Genomic DNA, 17164 nt, shown 5'->3' with positions numbered 1-17164 from the left:
GCGCCAGCGCTATCCGAGACGCTCGGCGAGCACCGCGCCGATCTCAGCCATCGGCGCGGGATCGGACATGCCTTCGTGCGAGCATGCGAGCACGCGGCATTGCAGCGCGCCCGGGCGCAGATGCGCGGACCACGCGTCGGCACGGGGCGCATGCGCGGGATGGCGGGCGGCGCGAAACAACAGCACGTCGCCGTCGTAGCGCGGCGTATCGCTTGAGCGGAACATCTGCATCTGCCGCAGCGCCTGTGCGGCGAACGCGTCCAAGCCCGCCGGGCCGAGCGAGGCAAATGCGCCGTTCGCGCGCAGCAACCGCTCGCGCAGCGCATCGGCGGCCATGCCGTCGGTATCGAAATCGCCGTCGGCGCTCAGCAGGATCTGCAATACGTCGCGCAACGCCGGCATCGGGTGGGCACGCCACGCCGATGCGGGATAGCTGTCCATCAGCGCAAGCAGACCGATCGGGTGCCCGTCGCGAGCCAGCTTCGCCGCGACACCATGCGCAAGTGCGCCGCCGAGCGACCAGCCGAGCAGGTAATACGGCCCATGCGGCTGCAACGCGCGCACGCGCGCCGCGTAGCACTCGGCCAGCGCGTCGAAATCGGATGCTTGGCGCGTCTCGTCGGCCGACATCTGCAAGCCATACACAGTGGTCTGCGGCACATGCCGCGCAATGCGTAGATAGCCCCACGCAATGCCGTCGGCCGGATGGAAACAAATCAGCGCCGGCCGGCCCGCGTCGCCGGTCTGGATCGTCAGCGTCGGCGCGAACGCATCCGGTGTGGTATGCGGGCGGTGGTACGCAAGCGGCACGCTCAGCGCCTGCGCGAGCGCGCGTACGCTCGCATGGCGAAACAGCATCGAGACCGGCACGTCGCGCCGCAATTCGGCCGCAAGGTGCGCGGCCGCCTGGATCGCTTGCAGCGATTTGCCGCCCAGATCGAAGAAATTCGATGCGCCCGTGAGCGGAACATCGCCGAGCACGTGCAAAAACGCGCGCTTGACTTGGCGCTCCAGCCCGCTCGCATCCGCGTCGGCGTCGGCGCTGTCCGTGCGTTGCGCGGTTGCATGCGCCAGCAGCGCCTTGCGGTCGGTTTTGCCGTTCGGGTTGCGCGGCAGTGCGCCGAGCACGTGCCACGCATCGGGGACAGCCGGTGCGGGCAGCGAGCGCGCAAGGAACGCGCGCAGCGCAGCCACGTCAGGCTCGCCCGCGACGAACGCGCTCAACGTGCAAACTCCGCCGCCGCGCGATACCGGCACGATCGCCGCCTCGCGCACGTTCGGCATCCTCAGCAGCAGGTTTTCGATTTCGAGTGGCTCGATGCGCAAGCCGCTGATCTTCACTTGGTGATCGATGCGCCCGAGAAACCGCAATTGCCCGTCGTGCAGCCGGGCGAGATCCCCGGTCCGATATGCGCGCTCGCCGGTGTCGGGCAGCATGACGAAGCGCGCGGCGCTCAGTTCGGGATCGTGCAGATACTCGAGCGCGAGTGCGTCGCCGACGAGCACAAGTTCGCCGGTTTGGCCCACTGCAACCGGATAAAGCCGCTCGTCGACGAGCCGCGCGTCCACCCCCGGGCGCGGCAGGCCGATCGGCACCGCATCGCCGTCACGCCAAACGGCGCGCGGGCCGCCGACGCGCGCCGTGGTCGCGACGATCGTCGCTTCGGTCGGCCCGTAAGTGTTGAGCAGCACTTGCTGCGGCAGCAGTGCGCGCCAGCGCGCGATCCGCTCGGGCAGCGCCGCCTCGCCGCCGATGATCACGAGCCGCACGCCGCTGAGCCGCCGCGCGGCATCGGCGTCGAGCGCATGGGCAAGCACGTGCCAGTATGCGGTCGGCAAATCGAGCACCGTAATGCGCAGACGCTCGATCGCAGTGGCGAAGGTCGCGACCGAATCGAGCATCGCGTCATTGCGCAAAACGAGTGTCGCGCCATTGCATAGCGCGGAGAAGATTTCCTCGATGCTCGCGTCGAAATGCAGCGGCGCGAACTGCAGCACGCGGTCGGACGGCCCGATGCCGTACAACGCGCGCGTACTCGCAACGAACTGCGCGAGCGCGCGACGGCCGACCAGCACGCCGTTCGGCTTGCCGGTCGAGCCCGACGTGTAGAGCAGATACGCGGGTTGTCGGGCGCACGGCTCGGCATTCGTTTCGCTATCCGTAACGATGCGCGACGCAGCGTCCGGCTCGGCGTCCGCTTCGCTGAACGAGGCGACGCCCGTTGTGGCATTCGCGGCCATGCTTGGAGTCGCGCCGACGCGCGGCGCGGCGCTCGAGCCGGCGCACGGCGCGGCCATCGAATCGACGCGGCTCGGCACCTTGTCCGCCACGGTGCCGAGCGCCGCGCCAGCCAAATCGATCGCGTCGAGATCGACGACCGGCAGCGTGCCCGCCGCGCCTCGCCACTGCGTGCGCGTCAGCACGAGATCGGGCGCGGCATCCGCAAGCATGTCCTCTATCCGCTGCGCGGGGCCTCGGGGATCCAGCGGCACGAACGCCGCGCCGACTTGCAAGGCGGCCAGCATCGACACGATCGCATCCGCTGAGCGCCCCGCCATAATCGCAATCCGGCTGTGCGCGGCCGCGCCGCGTTGGGTCAGCACCTGCGCGAGCGCATCGACGCGCGCGATCAACGCGCGATAATCGAGTCGCACGTCGCCGGCTTCGATCGCGATGCTGTCCGGTACGCGCGCCGCCGCCTGCCGAACAAGCGCGAGCACGTCGATCACGGGCTCGCGCAGCGGCTCGCCTCGGCAGACCGACAGCGGCGGCAGATCGTCCAATAGCGGCTCGAGCGGCCTATCCGGCTCATGCGCGGCGAATGCGGCCAGCCAGCCGGACAAACTGCGCGAGAGTGCCGATAAACGCGCATCGTCATACGCATTGGGATTCGCTTCGAGCGTCACGCGCCATGCGCGATCACGCACGACGAGCGTCACGTTCAGATCTTTCACCGGCCCGGCGCTGACGGGATGCACATCGCTCGTCAAGCCGGTGAACGTGATGCGCCGATCGAAGGGCATCAGATTTACCACCTGGTTAAACACGGGCTTGTCGTGTTCGAGCAAACCGAGATCGCCGCAAATCCAGCTATAGCGATAATGCAAATGCGGCCGGATCGCGCGCAATTGACCGGCAGTCTCGGCCACGAGGGTATGCGGTGACGCATCGGCGCGAACGTGTACCGCGAATGGCACGAGGTTCATCGCCATGCACGGCACATCGAGAACGGGGGTGCCCAGCCGGTTCATCACCGGCATGCCGAACGTCAGGTCGCGCCGGCCCGCTTGCTTGGCCAGCCACAGGCCGATCGCGGTGAGCATCCATGCGCTCCAGTCCGAGCCGGCGCGTGCGGCCGCGGCCGTCAGCGCATCGGCACGCGCCGGCTCGAATGTCAGCGTGCGCCGCCGCGGCATATCGTCCGAGCGCTGTTGCGGCGCGATCTGCGCAGGTGCGGGCAAGCCGCGCAAATGCTCTCGCCAAAACGCGCGATCCCGCTCGAATCCGCCTGTCTCGCGGTATGTGGCGTCCGCGTCGACCGCCGGCTCGATGCGCCATGTCGGCAGCGCAGGCAGCGGCGCGCCGCCGACACGCGCGTTGTAGCGCGCGGCGACAGCCTGCTGTAGCAGACCGTAACCGAATCCGTCGAGCGCGATGTGATGAACCTGCAAATACCACCAGTGGCGCAGTGGCGATAACCGCAGCAGCGCGGTCCGATACAGCGCATCGGACGTCACGTCGCAGCGGGCCGACAGCGATGCATGCATCCACGCATGTGCGGCCTGTTCGGGATTGCCGTGCTTGCTGAAATCGACGGTCGGCAGCGACGCATCCGCGGCAACACGGCGCTGCCATAAGCGGCGCTGCGTGCCGGACGCGCCGTCATCCCATTCGAAGCGCATGTGCAGCGTATCCGCATGGTCGAGCACATCGGTCACGCTGGCTTGCAGCGCGCCGACGTCAAGCGCGCCGTTTAACTCGATCGCCTCGGCCGTCAGATAGTTCGCGCCTTCCGGGTCGACTTGTTGCGCGATCCAAATGCCGTATTGCGCGGCCGTCGCATGAATCCGTTCACTCGTTTGCTGCATGTGGCGTGTTGGCGAAATAATTGGCGATGCCAAGGAAAAGCCGGGCGCGCGGTGCGTCAAGCGCGCCGCCAGTCGACGGTCAATTGCGTGTTGCGCGCCATCAGCGCAAGGTGCTCGTCCATCACGTATTGGATCCGCTCGAGCTTGTCGGCCGAATCGGCTTCACAGCGGATGCTCAGAACATCGTCGGTGCGGATCACGTAACACTTGCCGACGGGAAAATCGATCGTGGCGCGATGCTCGTCGAATGACACCGGCACCTTGATCGCGTAGTGCTTGCACATCTTGAACAGCACGCGTTCGGCCTGCGGTAGCGCGACCTCGGCCGTGCTGACGAACGGCGTGTCCGACGCGGGCAAGGAATTCGGTGTCTGCATGGCGATTTTGTCCATCATGCGGGCACCCCGGCCGTGCTTTCCAGGAGCGCGGTCCAGGCGGCGAGCGTCGGCGCTTGCGCGAGTTGCACGAACGACACGTCATGCCCAGCCTGCCGCCACGCGTCGGCAAGCATCATGATCCGCACGGAATCGAGCCCGTGATCCAGCAGGTTGTCGTGCGGCTGCAAATCCGGCGCATCGAGCTGCAATATGCGCGAGACTTGCTCGGCGACGGCCGCCAGCGATATCGGCGCACCCTGCGCCATCGATGCCGGCGCTTGCGGCGTTGCCCGTACCGCACCGGCAAGCTCGTGCGTGCGCACGACCCGTCCGCAGCGTTGCGCAACATAATCGAGCGCCATCTTGTGCTCATGCGCGGAGAAATCGGCAAGCGCATCGGCCACGAAAAACGGCTGAATGTCTTTCATGAACGCCTCGCTGGCCGTCATCAAGCAGCCGATATGCGCATAGACACCGCAAATCACGAGTTGATCGCGTTGCGCATTGCGCAGCATCGTTTCGAAATCCGAACGTTGAAACGCGCTGTATCGCCATTTGTCGAGCACGATATCGCCCGGCAGCGGTGCGAGCGCGTCGCAAATCGACGCGTGCTCGGGCTGCGCGGTCAGCCCCGGCCCCCACATGTCGGTCAACAGCCCGCGTTCGGCGGCCGTTTGCCGCGGCGATTGCGCGGTGTAGTACACCGGCATGCCGCTGGCGTGCGCGAGATCGATCAATCGCCGCGCGTTCGCGATCAGATCCGGAATCGGCGCGGCATCGCGATCGTAGAAATCGACGAAGTAATCCTGCATGTCGTGCACGAGCAGCGCCGCTCGCGACGCGTCGAAACGCCACGTCACGCGGCTGTCGGGAATCTCCTCGGGCAGCGGATAGGAAGAAATTTTCGGAATGGCCATATCGATTGTCGAAAAATTATTGGAGTCGTGAAGTCGTCAAAAACGCGTGCCGCTCAGCCGTCCATCGCGACGGCAGGAGCCACGCGATTCGCGATATCGGCACGCAACGCTTTCTTGTCGGTCTTGCCGACGGGCGTTTTCGGAAACACGTCAACGAATTGGACGCGATCGGGAACCTTGTACCCGGCGATTCCCTGCTCGCGCAGGAAACGCAACAAATCCGCCGCGCGCAGCGTCTGATCGGCGCGAATCACATATGCACAGCTCTTCTCGCCGAGATACGGATCGGGCATCGCGACGAGCGCGGCATCCACGACACCGGGATGCGCAATCAGCCAGTGCTCGATTTCCTCGGCCGCGATCTTCTCGCCGCCGCGATTGATCTGATCCTTCGCGCGTCCCTCGACGACGAGATAACCCGTGGCTGTCATGCGCACGCGATCGCCCGTCCGATAGAAGCCGTCCGCCGTGAATGCGCGCGCGTTATGCGCATCCGCGTCGTAATAGCCGCGGATCGTGTAGGGCCCACGCGTCAATAGATGCCCGACTTCGCCTGGCGCGACGGGGCAGTCATCGTCGTCGACGATGCGGATTTCGTCGTCCGGCGAAATCGGCCTCCCCTGCGTATGCAAGACGACTTCGTCGGCATCGTCGAGGCGCGTGTAGTTGACGAGTCCTTCAGCCATCCCGAACACTTGCTGCAGCTTCGCGCCGAGTTCCGGCTCGATGCGCCGCGCCAGCGTCACGTCGAAACGCGCGCCGCCGACCTGCACGACGCGCAGACTGGCGAGCGCCGCGCGCCGCTTCGGCGCGGCGCTCAGCCACACCGGCACAAGCGACGGCACGAGCGCGGCGATCGTCACGCGCTCGCGCTCGATCAGCGCAAACGCCTGATCGGGGCTGCCGCTGTCGCACAATACGGCCGTGCCGCCCGCATACAGCACGCCGAGCGTGCCGGGCGAACTTAGCGCGTAGTTGTGCGCGGCCGGCAACACGCACAGGTAGACGCTGGATTCATCGAGCCCGCAAATGCGCGCGCTCTCGCGAATGCTGTATAGATAATCGTCATGGGTGCGCGGAATCAGCTTCGGCGTGCCGGTGCTGCCGCCCGACAATTGCAGGAACGCCGGTTCGTGCGCGGCGGGCGCGACGGGCAGCATGATCGCGTCGCCGTCGGGCAGCCCGGCGAGCGACAGATGTTCGCCCGCATCGCCGACGATCAGCACGTGCTCGAGCGTCGGCGAATCCGCTCGCACTTCGCTCGCGAGCGCGCGGTAGTCGAAGCCGCCGTGCTGATCCGCCGCGATGTACGCGACCGCTTTCGCGTGCCGGCAGAAATGGCCGATCTCCTGCTTGCGATGCGCGGGCAGTGCGAACACGGGCAGCGCACCGAGCCGAAACAATGCAAACACGACCGCGAAAAACTCCACGCGGTTCGGCAATTGAACGACCACGCGATCATGCGGACGAATACCCAGCGCGGTGAAACCGCGTGCGACGCGCGTGGCTTCGTCGGCTAGCCGCCGATACGACCAGCGCGCCGTTGCGTCGACGAGCGCGATGCGCCCGCCGTGACGGATCGCCAGCTCATCGAGCAGCTGTGCGAACGATTGCCCCTGCCAATACCCCTTGCGCCGGTATTCGGCAGCGACCTCATCCGGCCACGGCGTCCAATGCGCGAGCGTCATGCGGGAACCTCCACGGTCGAATCGATCGCCACCGCACGATCGACGCCGATCGCATCGAGCATCGTGCGGAATTTCGCCGCCGTTTCCGCCAGCTCGGCGTCAGGACTCGAATCGCCGACGATGCCCGCACCGGCGAAGAGCCGCAGCGTTTCGCCATGCGTCTCCGCGCATCGCAGCGTGACGACCCACTCGCCGTCGCCGCGCGTATCGACCCAGCCGAGCATCCCCGTATAGAAGCTGCGATCGAATGGCTCGGCGCGCAAAATCGCTTCGCGCGCGCCACTGCGCGGATAGCCGCAAACGGCCGGCGTCGGATGAAGCGCGAGCGCGAGCGTCAGCGCATCGGCATCGGTTTCACCGACCACCTCGGTCGACAAATGCCACATCGTGCGCGTATGAACGAGCGACGGACGCGCAGGCACGGCAAGCTGCTTGCAAAACGGCGCGAGACTCTCCTTCACCGCGTCGACCACGACGCGATGTTCGTCGAGATCCTTCGTCGATTCGAGCAACGCGTCCGCACGCCGACGGTCTTCCACGGGATCGTTGCTGCGCGGCGCCGATCCGGCAAGCGGATTCGCCCGCAACACGCCGCCGAAGCGGCTGACGAGCAACTCGGGGCTCGCACCGATCAGCGTTCGCGCATCGCCCAGGTCCACCGAAAACGTATAGCCGTGCGGGTTGCACGCGGCGAGCCGCTCGACGAGCGCGCCCACTTCCACCGGATGCTCGCCCGTCAGCTCCAGCGTGCGGGCGAGCACGACCTTGTCGAGCCGGCCGGCGCGAATGTCCGCCACCGCCTGCGCCACCGCCGATGCGTACTCGGCTCCCGGCGGCACCGCGCGCGTCACGTAACGATCGCGAGCGGGCAGTGACGCGCGCACGCCCGTCAACGGATTGCCGCGCGACATCGAGCCGACCACGCGCAGCGCGGCGGGGCGTTCGACATCGAACGGCACCGCGCCCACCACGGCCGCGCCGCCGCGCCCCTGCTCGCGGGCGTGCGACAGCGCGCGCCGCACCCGCGCGCCGAGCGGCTCACCCAAATGCGGCACGGCTTCGACGATATCCTGCGCGATCAGCGTGTAGCGTGGCGTGGCGAAGAGAAACGGTGTAGCTGTGCGGTATGCGTCCGCTATATTTTGGATATCTGAATAAAATTCCGGATTGGAAAGCGTGCTCAAGTATGACCTCCAAATTCGATCCGTCTGAATCGACGCGCCGTGCGCGACGGCGCGCTCGCGTTACATTTCGGCCGTCAGGCTCACCGCTACCCGGCGGCCCTGGTCGAACAGCCAATTGCCGGACAAACCGTTTGCCCGCGCGCGATCGTCAACCGGCACCATCTTGTTGGTCAGGTTCAACAGCGCGAAATTGACCGAAAAATGCTTGTCGATCCGGTAACGGCCGCCGATGTCGAAGGTCGTCGTCGACGGCCGTTCGCGCACGCCGCGCGCACCGTTACGGAACGCGGCCCAATATTGCGAACCGGTGTAATTAACGTTCGCGTACAGATCGAGACGCGGCGCGGGCGTCCAGTCGACCTGCACGTTGAGCATGTGCTTCGGTGTCTTGTCGAGCGGAAAGCCGTTGAGCGAGCTGCCGTCGAACGCCTTTTCGCCGCTGCCTTCACGGCGCGATTGCGTAAACGTATATGCGCCGGAGATCTTCAACTGTTTCGCCACTCTCGCGCCCGCGCCCAATTCGACGCCGTACAGCTTCACGCGCTCGACGTTGTCGTATGTATAGATGTTGCGGCCCGGCGAACGCGGATCGGCCACGCCCGTGTCGTAGCTCGCGACCTTGTTCTTGAACAGATTGTTGAACAGCGTGATGCTCGCGTGGCTTTCGCCGCGGTCGTAACGAATGCCGAGTTCTTCGGTCAGACTCGTTTCCGGCTTCAGGCCCGGATTGCCGCAAAGCGTGCCCGGCACCGCCCCGGCCGCGCCGCCCGATGTCATGCAATAGCCGGCCGTGCTCTGGCGCAGCGTGGGCGGCTTGAAGCCGGCGGACACGCCGCCGCGCAACGTGAGCGCCGGGCTCAGCTTGTAGACGCCGTATGCGCGCGGGCTCACGTGGCTGCCGTAACGCTCGTCGTGGTCGAGCCGCACGCCCGTCGTCAGCGTGAAGCGGGAATTGAAGAAGTAATCGTTTTCGGCGAAAACCGCCCATGCATTGCGGCTCACGCTATCCGAATTGACGCCATAGCCTTTCGGCACCGCGTCCTGACGCCCCGCACCGGACAGCCGCGACCAAATATGCTGCGCGCCCGCCGTCAGGATGTTGCGCTCACCCCACCATGGCACCTCGACCTTGCCTTCGAGCACGGTATCGGTAAGCGTCGGCTTCACGGCCGACGGCGCCAGCGCCGTCCATTGCGACTGCGTACCGCGCTCGCCGTACAACGACAGCGTCGAATTGCCGAATCCCCAGCGCCCGTTGTGCGTGATCCCCCAGTAGTCGCGCACGTGGCGCGTCTCGACGACCGTCGACGCCACATCGCCGGCAGACACCGGCGCGGTGCTCTTGCCCGGCGTGCTGAGGTAGCTCAGTTGCTCGCGCCCGACGTTCAGCGAGATATCCTGGTTGCTCGCGGGTTTCGCGTTCAGCTTCACGTCGAAGTTCGCGATGCGTTGCCCGCTTGCGCCATCCGCGCGGCTTAGCGGGAAATAGATCCGGTCCTCGCCGCGATGCAGCGCGCGGCCCGATACCTGCAAGCCGAGCACGTCGTTTTTCAGCGGGCCGCCGATCCAGAAATCCGCGCTCTGCGTGTCCCCCTGGTTCGATTCCAACTGGAACACGCTGCCCGCGGTGACCGTGCCGCCCCAACGCTTGGGCACCTTGCGCGTGATGACGTTGATCACCCCGCCCATCGCATCCGCGCCGTACAGCGACGACATCGGCCCGCGCACCACCTCGATGCGCTCGATCGCGGACAGCGGCGGCAGCAGATTGCCTTGCACGCCGCCGGTGCCGCGATTCATCGTCTCGCGCGTGCTCTGGCGCCGGCCGTCGACGAGGATCAACGTGTACTCGCCGGGCATGCCTCGAATGGAAATATCCATGTCGTCCGGCGACGAGCCGACGACGCTCACCCCCTCGACCTTGCTGACGATCTCGGCCACCGACGTATAGGGCTTCGCCGCGATGTCCTCGCGCGTGATCACCGAGATGCTCGCGGGCGCGTCCTTGATGGCCTGCTCGCGCTGGCTGGCGGTGACGACGATCGTCTTGAGCGCGACGCCGCTTTCAACCGGCGCACTCGCCGGCGCCTGCTGCGCCCATCCGGCCGACGCCCCCACCATAGACAGACCGGCGACCACGGCCGGCTTCAGCGCAAAGTCTGAAAGATGACTCGACATGACAGCTACTCGATCGATAAATAGAATTGATTCTCATTTCCATTATCGAGAATGAAAGCTGCCGATAGATTTGTGAAAGATACGAAGTTGTTTGCGCCGTGCGCGCCGCACGCGCCACGCACCATGCCGGCCCGGAACGCCGCGTCAGTGCTGGCAACTGCGCCGTGCGAGCTTCGGCGTTACGCCGAAGCGGCGCTTGTACGCAGTCGCGAAATTCGCCGCGCTCGTATAACCGGCAAGCGCCGCCGCCTGCTTGACGCTGACCGCATCACGCTCGAGCGCGACGCGCGCCCGCTGCAAACGGCTTTCGCGCAGGAAGTCGAAGATCGTCGTGCCGTAGACCGCCCGGAACTGGCGCTGCATCGCGTTCGCGTTCATCCCGGCATGACGCGCGATATCGTCGAGCGACAGATGGTGCGCGTGGCCGCTGCCGAGAAATGCGCGCAGGTCAGCCATCCGGCGATAGCCTCTCGAATCGAGCAGCGCAACCTCCGGCGCCGCACCGGCTCCCGGTTCGTCCGGGTCCGCCTGCAGCGGCGCGAGCGCCTCGGCAAGCAAATCGAGCACCCGGCTTTCCAGATAGATCGCCTCCAGCAACGGCTGATACGCGGGCGGACGCACGATCTGCTCGGCGAGCGCGATCGCGCGCGGCGTCGGCTGCCAGAAGCGCACCGACAGATGCGCGGACAGCAGCGAGTCGAGCCGCTGCGGCATGGCCGCCAGGCTCGCGGCCTGCACATGCCGCAACCATTCGCCGGATACGCCAAGGCTCAAGCGGCGGGCATAGCCGCCCTTGCAGACGCGCCGCCGGAACGTCTCCGGCTCCAGCGCATTGACGAGAAACGCCTGCATCTCGCAGCCGGGCACACGGCCCGCCGGCGGCCGCAGGTCGCGCCGGCGGGCGGTTGTCAGCACGATGCGCCGGTCGCCATACGACACGTCGAGCGCTCCTTCGAGCAGCAGCACCAGATACAACCCCGGTGCGCACTGCCCGGACATGATCGCGTCGAATTCGTCGATCGCATCGTCGGCGTGGATACGCAGGCCCGGCCGCACTTCGCGAACCTTCGCCACGTGCGCCGCATGCCCAGGGTAGCCATGTCCCGGCAGCTCTTGTACGTGTGCATTCACTTTCTTCACCCCCGTCCGGTGATCGCACTCCGTCGGCATTGCGACTCGGCAGCGCAGGGCGCCTTTCGCGCAAACCATTCCGTTGCCCGGCCAAACATCGGGCACGGTTGCAAAGGCGTCATTCCGGTTAGAATTAAATGAGAATAATTATCATTAATATCGTATCGGGAACAGCGTGAGAAACACAAGCAGATTTTGGCGACAGCTTTGCGTCGGCTTGGCCGCGTGCCTGGCCGTATCGTTCAGCGCGTGGAGCCGGCCAGCGCATGCACAGCAGACTATCACCGATTTGGCGGGCCGCACCGTCCGCGTGCCTGCTCATGTCGAGCGCGTGCTGCTTGGCGAAGGACGCCTGCTGCCCGCGCTCGCGATCGTCGAGCACGGCGATCCGAGCCGCCGGCTCGTCGGCATGATGGGCGACTTCGAGCAGCTCGATCCGGCCAGCTACACGCAGTGGCGCGGCCGCTTCCCGCATCTGCAGGAGGTGCCGCGCATCGGCCGCTCGCAGGCAGGCAGCTTCAGCGACGAGCGCGCGCTCGCGCTGCGGCCCCAAGTGACAATCTTCGCACTCGGCGGCGGCCATGGCCCCGGCGAACACGACCGGGAAACGCTCGCGCGGCTTGAAGCGGCAGGCGTTGCGGTCGTGTTCGTCGATTTCCGTCACGATCCGCTGCGCAACACCACACGCAGCGTTGACGTGCTCGGCCGCATATTCGGTGCACCCGAGCACGCCGCCGCGTTCAACGCCGAATGGCGGCAGCAGCTCGATCTCGTCACGAAGCGCCTCGCCACCGCCCGCCCCGCTGCACCGAGCGTGTTCCTCGAAAGCCGTGTCGGCCTTGCGACCGATTGCTGCGATACGATGACGGGCATGATGGGACGCCTGCTCGACGCCGCGGGCGGCGCCAATATCGCGAAGGGGCTCGTGCCCGGCGAACACGGCATGCTCAATCCCGAATATCTGCTGAGCCGCCAGCCGACGGTCTACATCGGCACCGCGATCGGCTCGATGCAAACTCTGGCGGGTGCACCCCAGCGCATCGCGCTCGGCGCGGGCGTGCCGGCCGACGCCGCGCGGCGCTCGCTCGAGCGTTCGCTGAGGCGGCCCCAGATCGCCCCGCTGCGAGCCGTCCAGGAGGGACGCGCGCATGCGATCTGGCATCACTTCTACAACTCTCCGTTCAATGTCGTCGCGGTGCAAGCGATGGCCAAGTGGCTGCATCCCGAATTATTCGCCGATCTCGATCCGCGCCACACGTTCGAACAAATGTACGCGCGCTACCAGCCGCTCGCACTCGACGGCGAATACTGGACGACCAAGGCGCCGTGAAATGACTGCATCGATATGCAATATGCGTATGGCCGCCGGCCCGCACGGCCGGCGCGCCGCCGTCGCGCAGGATTGCCGCCCATTCCGGACGCCGTGGAAATACGTTGACCGCCCCGGCTATCCTGCCGCGGCACGATGCAGCACGGCGTGCGTACTTGCCCGCGCCCACGCCGCCTTCACGGCCGTCGCCACCCTCGCTGCCGGAATTCACCGATGAGTGCGCTGCCTGCTTCCCCGCCTTCGCTCAGAACGCGCTACCGCGCCGTCATCGTGCGCCGCATCGTCGCGCTCGTGCTGCTGACCGGCTTGCTCGCGGCGCTCGTCATCGTCGACATCGCAACCGGGCCATCGACGCTCACACCAGCCGACATCGTCGCCGGCCTGCTGAACCCCGATAGCTTGCCGCTCGAACAGCGCGTGATTCTATGGAGCGTGCGGATACCTTATGCGTTGATGGCCGTGCTGGTCGGCGCCGCGCTCGGCCTGGCCGGCGCGGAAATGCAGACCGTGCTGAACAACCCGCTCGCAAGCCCGTTCACCCTTGGTTTGTCCGCCGCCGCGAGCGTTGGTGCGTCGGTCGCCGTGCTCGCGAACTGGCACTGGCCGGTGTGGAACGAAAACCTCGCGGTCCCGCTCGGCGCATTCGTCACCGCAACGGGCGCGACGCTTCTCATCGTCTGGCTCGCATGGCGGCACGGCGCGACGACCGAAACCGTCGTGCTGTTCGGCATCGGCCTGATGTTCAGCTTCGAGGCGCTGCTGTGGCTACTGCAGTTCATCGCCGACAGCAACGCACTCGAACAAATCGTGTTCTGGAGCATGGGCAGCCTCGCGCGCACGAGCTGGAGCAAGATCGCGATCCTGGCGGTCGTACTCGCCGGCTGCGCGCTCTGGGCAAGCGGCCATGTCTGGTCGATGACCGCACTGCGCGCAGGCGAGGAACAGGCGCGCAGCATGGGCATCGCAGTCGAACGGCTGCGCCTCACGACGCTCGTGCGAATCAGCTTCCTGTCGGCAACCGCGCTGTCGTTCGTCGGCACGATCGGCTTCGTCGGTCTCGTCGGCCCGCACATCGCACGCCTACTCGTCGGCGACGATCACCGCTATTACCTGCCCGGCGGCATGCTCGCCGGCGCGTTGATGATGGCGGGCGCGTCGATCCTCAGCAAGACGCTCGTCAGCGGCATCGTGCTGCCGATCGGCATCATCACCGCACTCGTCGGCGTGCCGCTTTTCATGACGTTGATCAGCCGGCGCAAACGTCATGACTGAACTGCTCATCGACGCTTTGAGCGTCACGCTCGGCCGCCGCCGGATTTTCGACAAGCTCACGCTACGGCCAGTGCGGCCCGGCTGCATGCTGGCAGTGCTCGGGCCAAACGGGGTCGGCAAATCGACGCTGCTGCGCGCGGTTGCGCGGCTCGTAAGCGCACGCGGCAACGTGTCGCTTGGCCGGATCGACTTGCTACACGGCTCCCACGGCGATCACGTCAAGCACGTCGGTTACTTGCCGCAGACCTTGCCGCAGGCATCGACGCTGCTCGTCTACGAGGCCGTGAGCGGCGCGCTACGGGCGACTTGCGGCCGGCTGTCGAATGTCGAACACGACGCGCGCGTGCAGGCCGTGTTTGCGCAATTGCATCTGGATGGGTTGGCGATGAAGCCGCTCGATCGTTTGTCGGGCGGCCAACGTCAGATGGTCGGGCTGGCTCAGGTGCTGGTGCGGCAAACGCCGCTGCTCCTGCTCGACGAGCCGACGAGCGCGCTCGATTTACGTTGGCAATTGCTCGCACTCGAAGCGATGCGGAATGCCACAAAGCGAAAGTCGGCCATCGTTGTGGTCGCGATGCATGATCTCAATCTCGCGTCGCGTTTCTGTGACCGGGTGTTGCTGCTGGGCCCGCAGGGCGTGCTTGCGGATGGGCCACCGTCCGACGCACTCGAACCGGATCAGTTGAGGCGCGCGTATTCGGTTGACGCACGGCTTGAGCGAACCGCGAGGGGAGAATGTCTGGTGGTGGTTGAGCGGGCGGTGGTGCGGGCTGACGATTGACGCTGCGGAGTTCGTTGATTGCTCTGTCCGTCGCTCGCCATGCTGAGTGGCGACTGTGCTGTTCACACGTTGGAATTTTGAGCTAGCGCACATGGTGCGCACACGGCGAAAGCGACGCGGCCAACGTGCTTCTTAAAGGGTTTACCTGATGTATATGTATACATAGTAGGGTTAACAAGTATGCGCCACCCCTGTGGAAAACTGTGATTTCTTCAATCCGATCAGTGAATAATCGATTCGATAACCCTAACGAATGCGCGTGAATATTCGCTGTGGGTTGAGGATAACTTTGACGAGCATGGCGCACGGACGCGCGTTATCAAGATTGGCTCCACAGATAAGCCGATGATTTATCCAGGGGATTTCCAAAGCGTTTTGTGAATAACTCGCGAGCGGAAAGCGTGGATTCGCCTGTGCGACGGCCCATGGCGGCTTGTGCCGCCAATGCCATTACGCCGTGCCAGCCCGGCATAGCGTATTCATTGCATCCATTGATTACCATCCGGCGAGCCTTCGCGAACCGGAAAAGCCTCACGCGTATTTCGCGACTGTTCTGGCAGGAATAGGACGGCTGCGCTCTTGCGTAACAAGCGCGCAATACAAATTCCAATGGAAATGGGTATGGCTTAGAGGCGGATGACGAGGGTGCTCAATTGGCGTCTATCGCCCAGATACCGAGCGCAGAAATATAGTCGCCATACCGGGTACCCGTGTCGATTCGTTAACCGTCCGGGTAGCGGCAAGTATTCGATGTGCGCTGAAGTTGCTCGGGCGCAATTTGGTTTGCACCGCTTGGCGAAGGCTGTGGCTGGAGCTGGTTTAATGCCGGCAAACAAAAAGGGTTGCAGGCGATATACCTGTAACCCTTTGAAATTCTTGGTGGAGCGGAGGAGGATCGAACTCCCGACCTTCGCATTGCGAACGCGACGCTCTCCCAGCTGAGCTACCGCCCCCACACTAACAGCCCACGATTGTACATCATTTAGTGTGGGCCACAGCAATAAATTTGTGACTCCACCCCCATTACTCCGGTATTGTCTACTTCGGAGCAGGCGCTCCTGCCAATACCCACTGAACAACCGACTTCGCATCCGCATCGTTCATCCGCGGGTGCGCAGGCATCGGAATCGCGCCCCAAACGCCCGAGCCGCCGTCCTTCACCTTTTTCACAAGTTTCGGCACCGCCTGCTGATCGTTTTTATAGCGCTCAGCAATCTGCATAAACGAAGGTCCGACGAGCTTGCGATCCACTGCATGGCATCCCATGCATGCATTGCTGCGAGCAACTCTCACGCCGTCGCCTGCATCCGCGTGCGCGGGTGTGCCTGCGACCGTGCAAGCGAGCGCCAGCAGTCCGAGCGCTGTTGCGGCCCGCGCCGTCTGCCGTTTCATGGCCATCCCCATCATGGCTTCGCCGCCTTCGGATTCCCGGGATGCACACTGCTCGAATTGGAAATCGGCGCGGGCGCTTGCAATGGCGTCGCGGTCACCGTCGAATCCGGCACGGCGGCGCCTACCGTCGCGCCGTCCGTTGCCGCCGCCCCTGCCGACGCGGCCGACGCGCCGCTCGCCGGTGCGGCCGCCTTCAATGCCTGCGCCTCGGCCGGCTTGATGTACTGGAACACCTTGACGACCTTCTCGACGCCCGGCACTCGGCTTGCGACATCCGCGCCGCGATCACCCTCGTCGCTCGTCACCAGCCCCATCAGATAAATGTTGCCGCGCTCGCACACCACCTTGTAATCGTTCGCGGAAATACCCTTCTCAGCGATCATCGCGGTTTTCACGCGCCCTTCGAGATACGAGTCGTTCGCGCGATCCGACAGCGAACTCGCCGGCCCCACCGCGAGTTCGTTGACGATCGCATTCACGTTGTTGATCCCGCGCACGATTTCCTCGGCGCGCTGCTTCGCCGCATCGTTGGGCACCTCGCCTGTCAGCAGTGCGCGGCGGTTGAACACCGTCACGTTCACATGCGAACCGTCCGGCAGCCCGTTGTTCAGTTGCGTCAGCGCCTTCACTTGAATCTCGCGGTCCTCGGTCTGTGCGCCGAGTGTGCGGCGATCGGTCGCCACGAGCGCGCCGCCGCCCGCCGCCGCGCCGACCGCCAGCAGGCAGCCTTGCAGCGTCGTCGCGACGCAAGCCGCGAGACCGATTGCGAGCGTGGTTTTGACTAGCGTCTGTCTGACGCGGCTGTAACTCATCTACGGCTCTCCT

12 protein-coding genes and 1 tRNA gene are annotated in these 17164 nt (G+C 65.4%); 3 read left to right on the top strand and 10 right to left on the bottom strand.

Going from position 1 to position 17164, the window contains the following annotated elements; translation table 11 throughout:
• Positions 1-9: 9 nt before the first annotated feature.
• The 7 genes from AQ611_RS02365 to AQ611_RS02335 form a co-directional block, all read right to left on the bottom strand.
• Entirely contained in the window at positions 10-4089 is a 4080-nt protein-coding gene (locus AQ611_RS02365; protein ID WP_069233641.1) for a non-ribosomal peptide synthetase, read from the bottom strand.
• 56 nt (positions 4090-4145) lie between these two features.
• A complete protein-coding gene (locus AQ611_RS02360) occupies positions 4146-4466 on the bottom strand; it encodes a DUF2218 domain-containing protein (protein ID WP_069235099.1) in 321 nt (106 codons plus the stop codon).
• Between the two features lie 14 nt (positions 4467-4480).
• Positions 4481-5383 (bottom strand): isochorismatase, encoded by a 903-nt coding sequence (locus AQ611_RS02355; RefSeq protein ID WP_069233640.1) that lies wholly within the window; start codon positions 5381-5383, stop codon positions 4481-4483.
• Between the two features lie 53 nt (positions 5384-5436).
• Complete coding sequence (locus AQ611_RS02350; protein ID WP_069233639.1) at positions 5437-7071, bottom strand: (2,3-dihydroxybenzoyl)adenylate synthase; 1635 nt, start codon at positions 7069-7071, stop codon at positions 5437-5439.
• Positions 7068-8255 (bottom strand): isochorismate synthase, encoded by a 1188-nt coding sequence (locus tag AQ611_RS02345; protein ID WP_069233638.1) that lies wholly within the window; start codon positions 8253-8255, stop codon positions 7068-7070. The genes AQ611_RS02350 and AQ611_RS02345 overlap by 4 nt, the downstream gene beginning before the upstream one ends.
• Positions 8256-8315: 60 nt before the next feature.
• Positions 8316-10433 carry a TonB-dependent receptor domain-containing protein gene (locus tag AQ611_RS02340; protein WP_069233637.1) on the bottom strand — a complete coding sequence of 706 codons (2118 nt, stop codon included), beginning with the start codon at positions 10431-10433 and terminating at the stop codon, positions 8316-8318.
• A gap of 144 nt (positions 10434-10577) precedes the next feature.
• Entirely contained in the window at positions 10578-11603 is a 1026-nt protein-coding gene (locus tag AQ611_RS02335; RefSeq protein ID WP_082711866.1) for a helix-turn-helix transcriptional regulator, read from the bottom strand.
• 271 nt (positions 11604-11874) lie between these two features.
• Here AQ611_RS02335 and AQ611_RS02330 point away from each other — a divergent pair, with 271 nt between their 5' ends.
• From AQ611_RS02330 to AQ611_RS02320, 3 genes are all read left to right on the top strand, one after another.
• Positions 11875-12894 carry an ABC transporter substrate-binding protein gene (locus AQ611_RS02330; protein ID WP_231935891.1) on the top strand — a complete coding sequence of 340 codons (1020 nt, stop codon included), beginning with the start codon at positions 11875-11877 and terminating at the stop codon, positions 12892-12894.
• A gap of 213 nt (positions 12895-13107) precedes the next feature.
• Positions 13108-14166, top strand: a complete 1059-nt coding sequence (locus AQ611_RS02325) for a FecCD family ABC transporter permease (RefSeq protein ID WP_059516232.1) — start codon at positions 13108-13110, stop codon at positions 14164-14166.
• Positions 14159-14947, top strand: a complete 789-nt coding sequence (locus AQ611_RS02320; protein WP_069233635.1) for an ABC transporter ATP-binding protein — start codon at positions 14159-14161, stop codon at positions 14945-14947. Before AQ611_RS02325 ends, AQ611_RS02320 begins: the two co-directional genes overlap by 8 nt.
• 877 nt (positions 14948-15824) lie before the next feature.
• Here AQ611_RS02320 and AQ611_RS02315 read toward each other — a convergent pair.
• From AQ611_RS02315 to AQ611_RS02305, 3 genes are all read right to left on the bottom strand, one after another.
• Positions 15825-15900: transfer RNA gene (locus AQ611_RS02315), tRNA-Ala, on the bottom strand.
• Positions 15901-15985: 85 nt separating this feature from the next.
• Positions 15986-16354: a c-type cytochrome gene (locus tag AQ611_RS02310; RefSeq protein ID WP_374755065.1), complete on the bottom strand. Its 369-nt coding sequence runs from the start codon at positions 16352-16354 to the stop codon at positions 15986-15988.
• Positions 16351-17151, bottom strand: a complete 801-nt coding sequence (locus tag AQ611_RS02305; protein WP_069233633.1) for a BON domain-containing protein — start codon at positions 17149-17151, stop codon at positions 16351-16353. Before AQ611_RS02305 ends, AQ611_RS02310 begins: the two co-directional genes overlap by 4 nt.
• Between the last annotated feature and the right edge of the window lie 13 nt (positions 17152-17164).

The organism is Burkholderia singularis, from assembly GCF_001718875.1.
Lineage (GTDB): Bacteria > Pseudomonadota > Gammaproteobacteria > Burkholderiales > Burkholderiaceae > Burkholderia > Burkholderia singularis.
This window is presented reverse-complemented; position numbering and strand designations above follow the sequence as displayed.

Excerpts from the sequence above, each read along its gene's own strand:
- AQ611_RS02360 (WP_069235099.1), bottom strand. The coding sequence starts at position 4,466 with ATGCAGACACCGAATTCCTTGCCCGCGTCGGACACGCCGTTCGTCAGC.
- AQ611_RS02365 (WP_069233641.1), bottom strand. The coding sequence starts at position 4,089 with ATGCAGCAAACGAGTGAACGGATTCATGCGACGGCCGCGCAATACGGC.
- AQ611_RS02350 (WP_069233639.1), bottom strand. The coding sequence starts at position 7,071 with ATGACGCTCGCGCATTGGACGCCGTGGCCGGATGAGGTCGCTGCCGAA.
- AQ611_RS02320 (WP_069233635.1), top strand. The coding sequence starts at position 14,159 with ATGACTGAACTGCTCATCGACGCTTTGAGCGTCACGCTCGGCCGCCGC.
- AQ611_RS02305 (WP_069233633.1), bottom strand. The coding sequence starts at position 17,151 with ATGAGTTACAGCCGCGTCAGACAGACGCTAGTCAAAACCACGCTCGCA.
- AQ611_RS02335 (WP_082711866.1), bottom strand. The coding sequence starts at position 11,603 with ATGCCGACGGAGTGCGATCACCGGACGGGGGTGAAGAAAGTGAATGCA.
- AQ611_RS02355 (WP_069233640.1), bottom strand. The coding sequence starts at position 5,383 with ATGGCCATTCCGAAAATTTCTTCCTATCCGCTGCCCGAGGAGATTCCC.
- AQ611_RS02310 (WP_374755065.1), bottom strand. The coding sequence starts at position 16,354 with ATGATGGGGATGGCCATGAAACGGCAGACGGCGCGGGCCGCAACAGCG.
- AQ611_RS02340 (WP_069233637.1), bottom strand. The coding sequence starts at position 10,433 with ATGTCGAGTCATCTTTCAGACTTTGCGCTGAAGCCGGCCGTGGTCGCC.
- AQ611_RS02325 (WP_059516232.1), top strand. The coding sequence starts at position 13,108 with ATGAGTGCGCTGCCTGCTTCCCCGCCTTCGCTCAGAACGCGCTACCGC.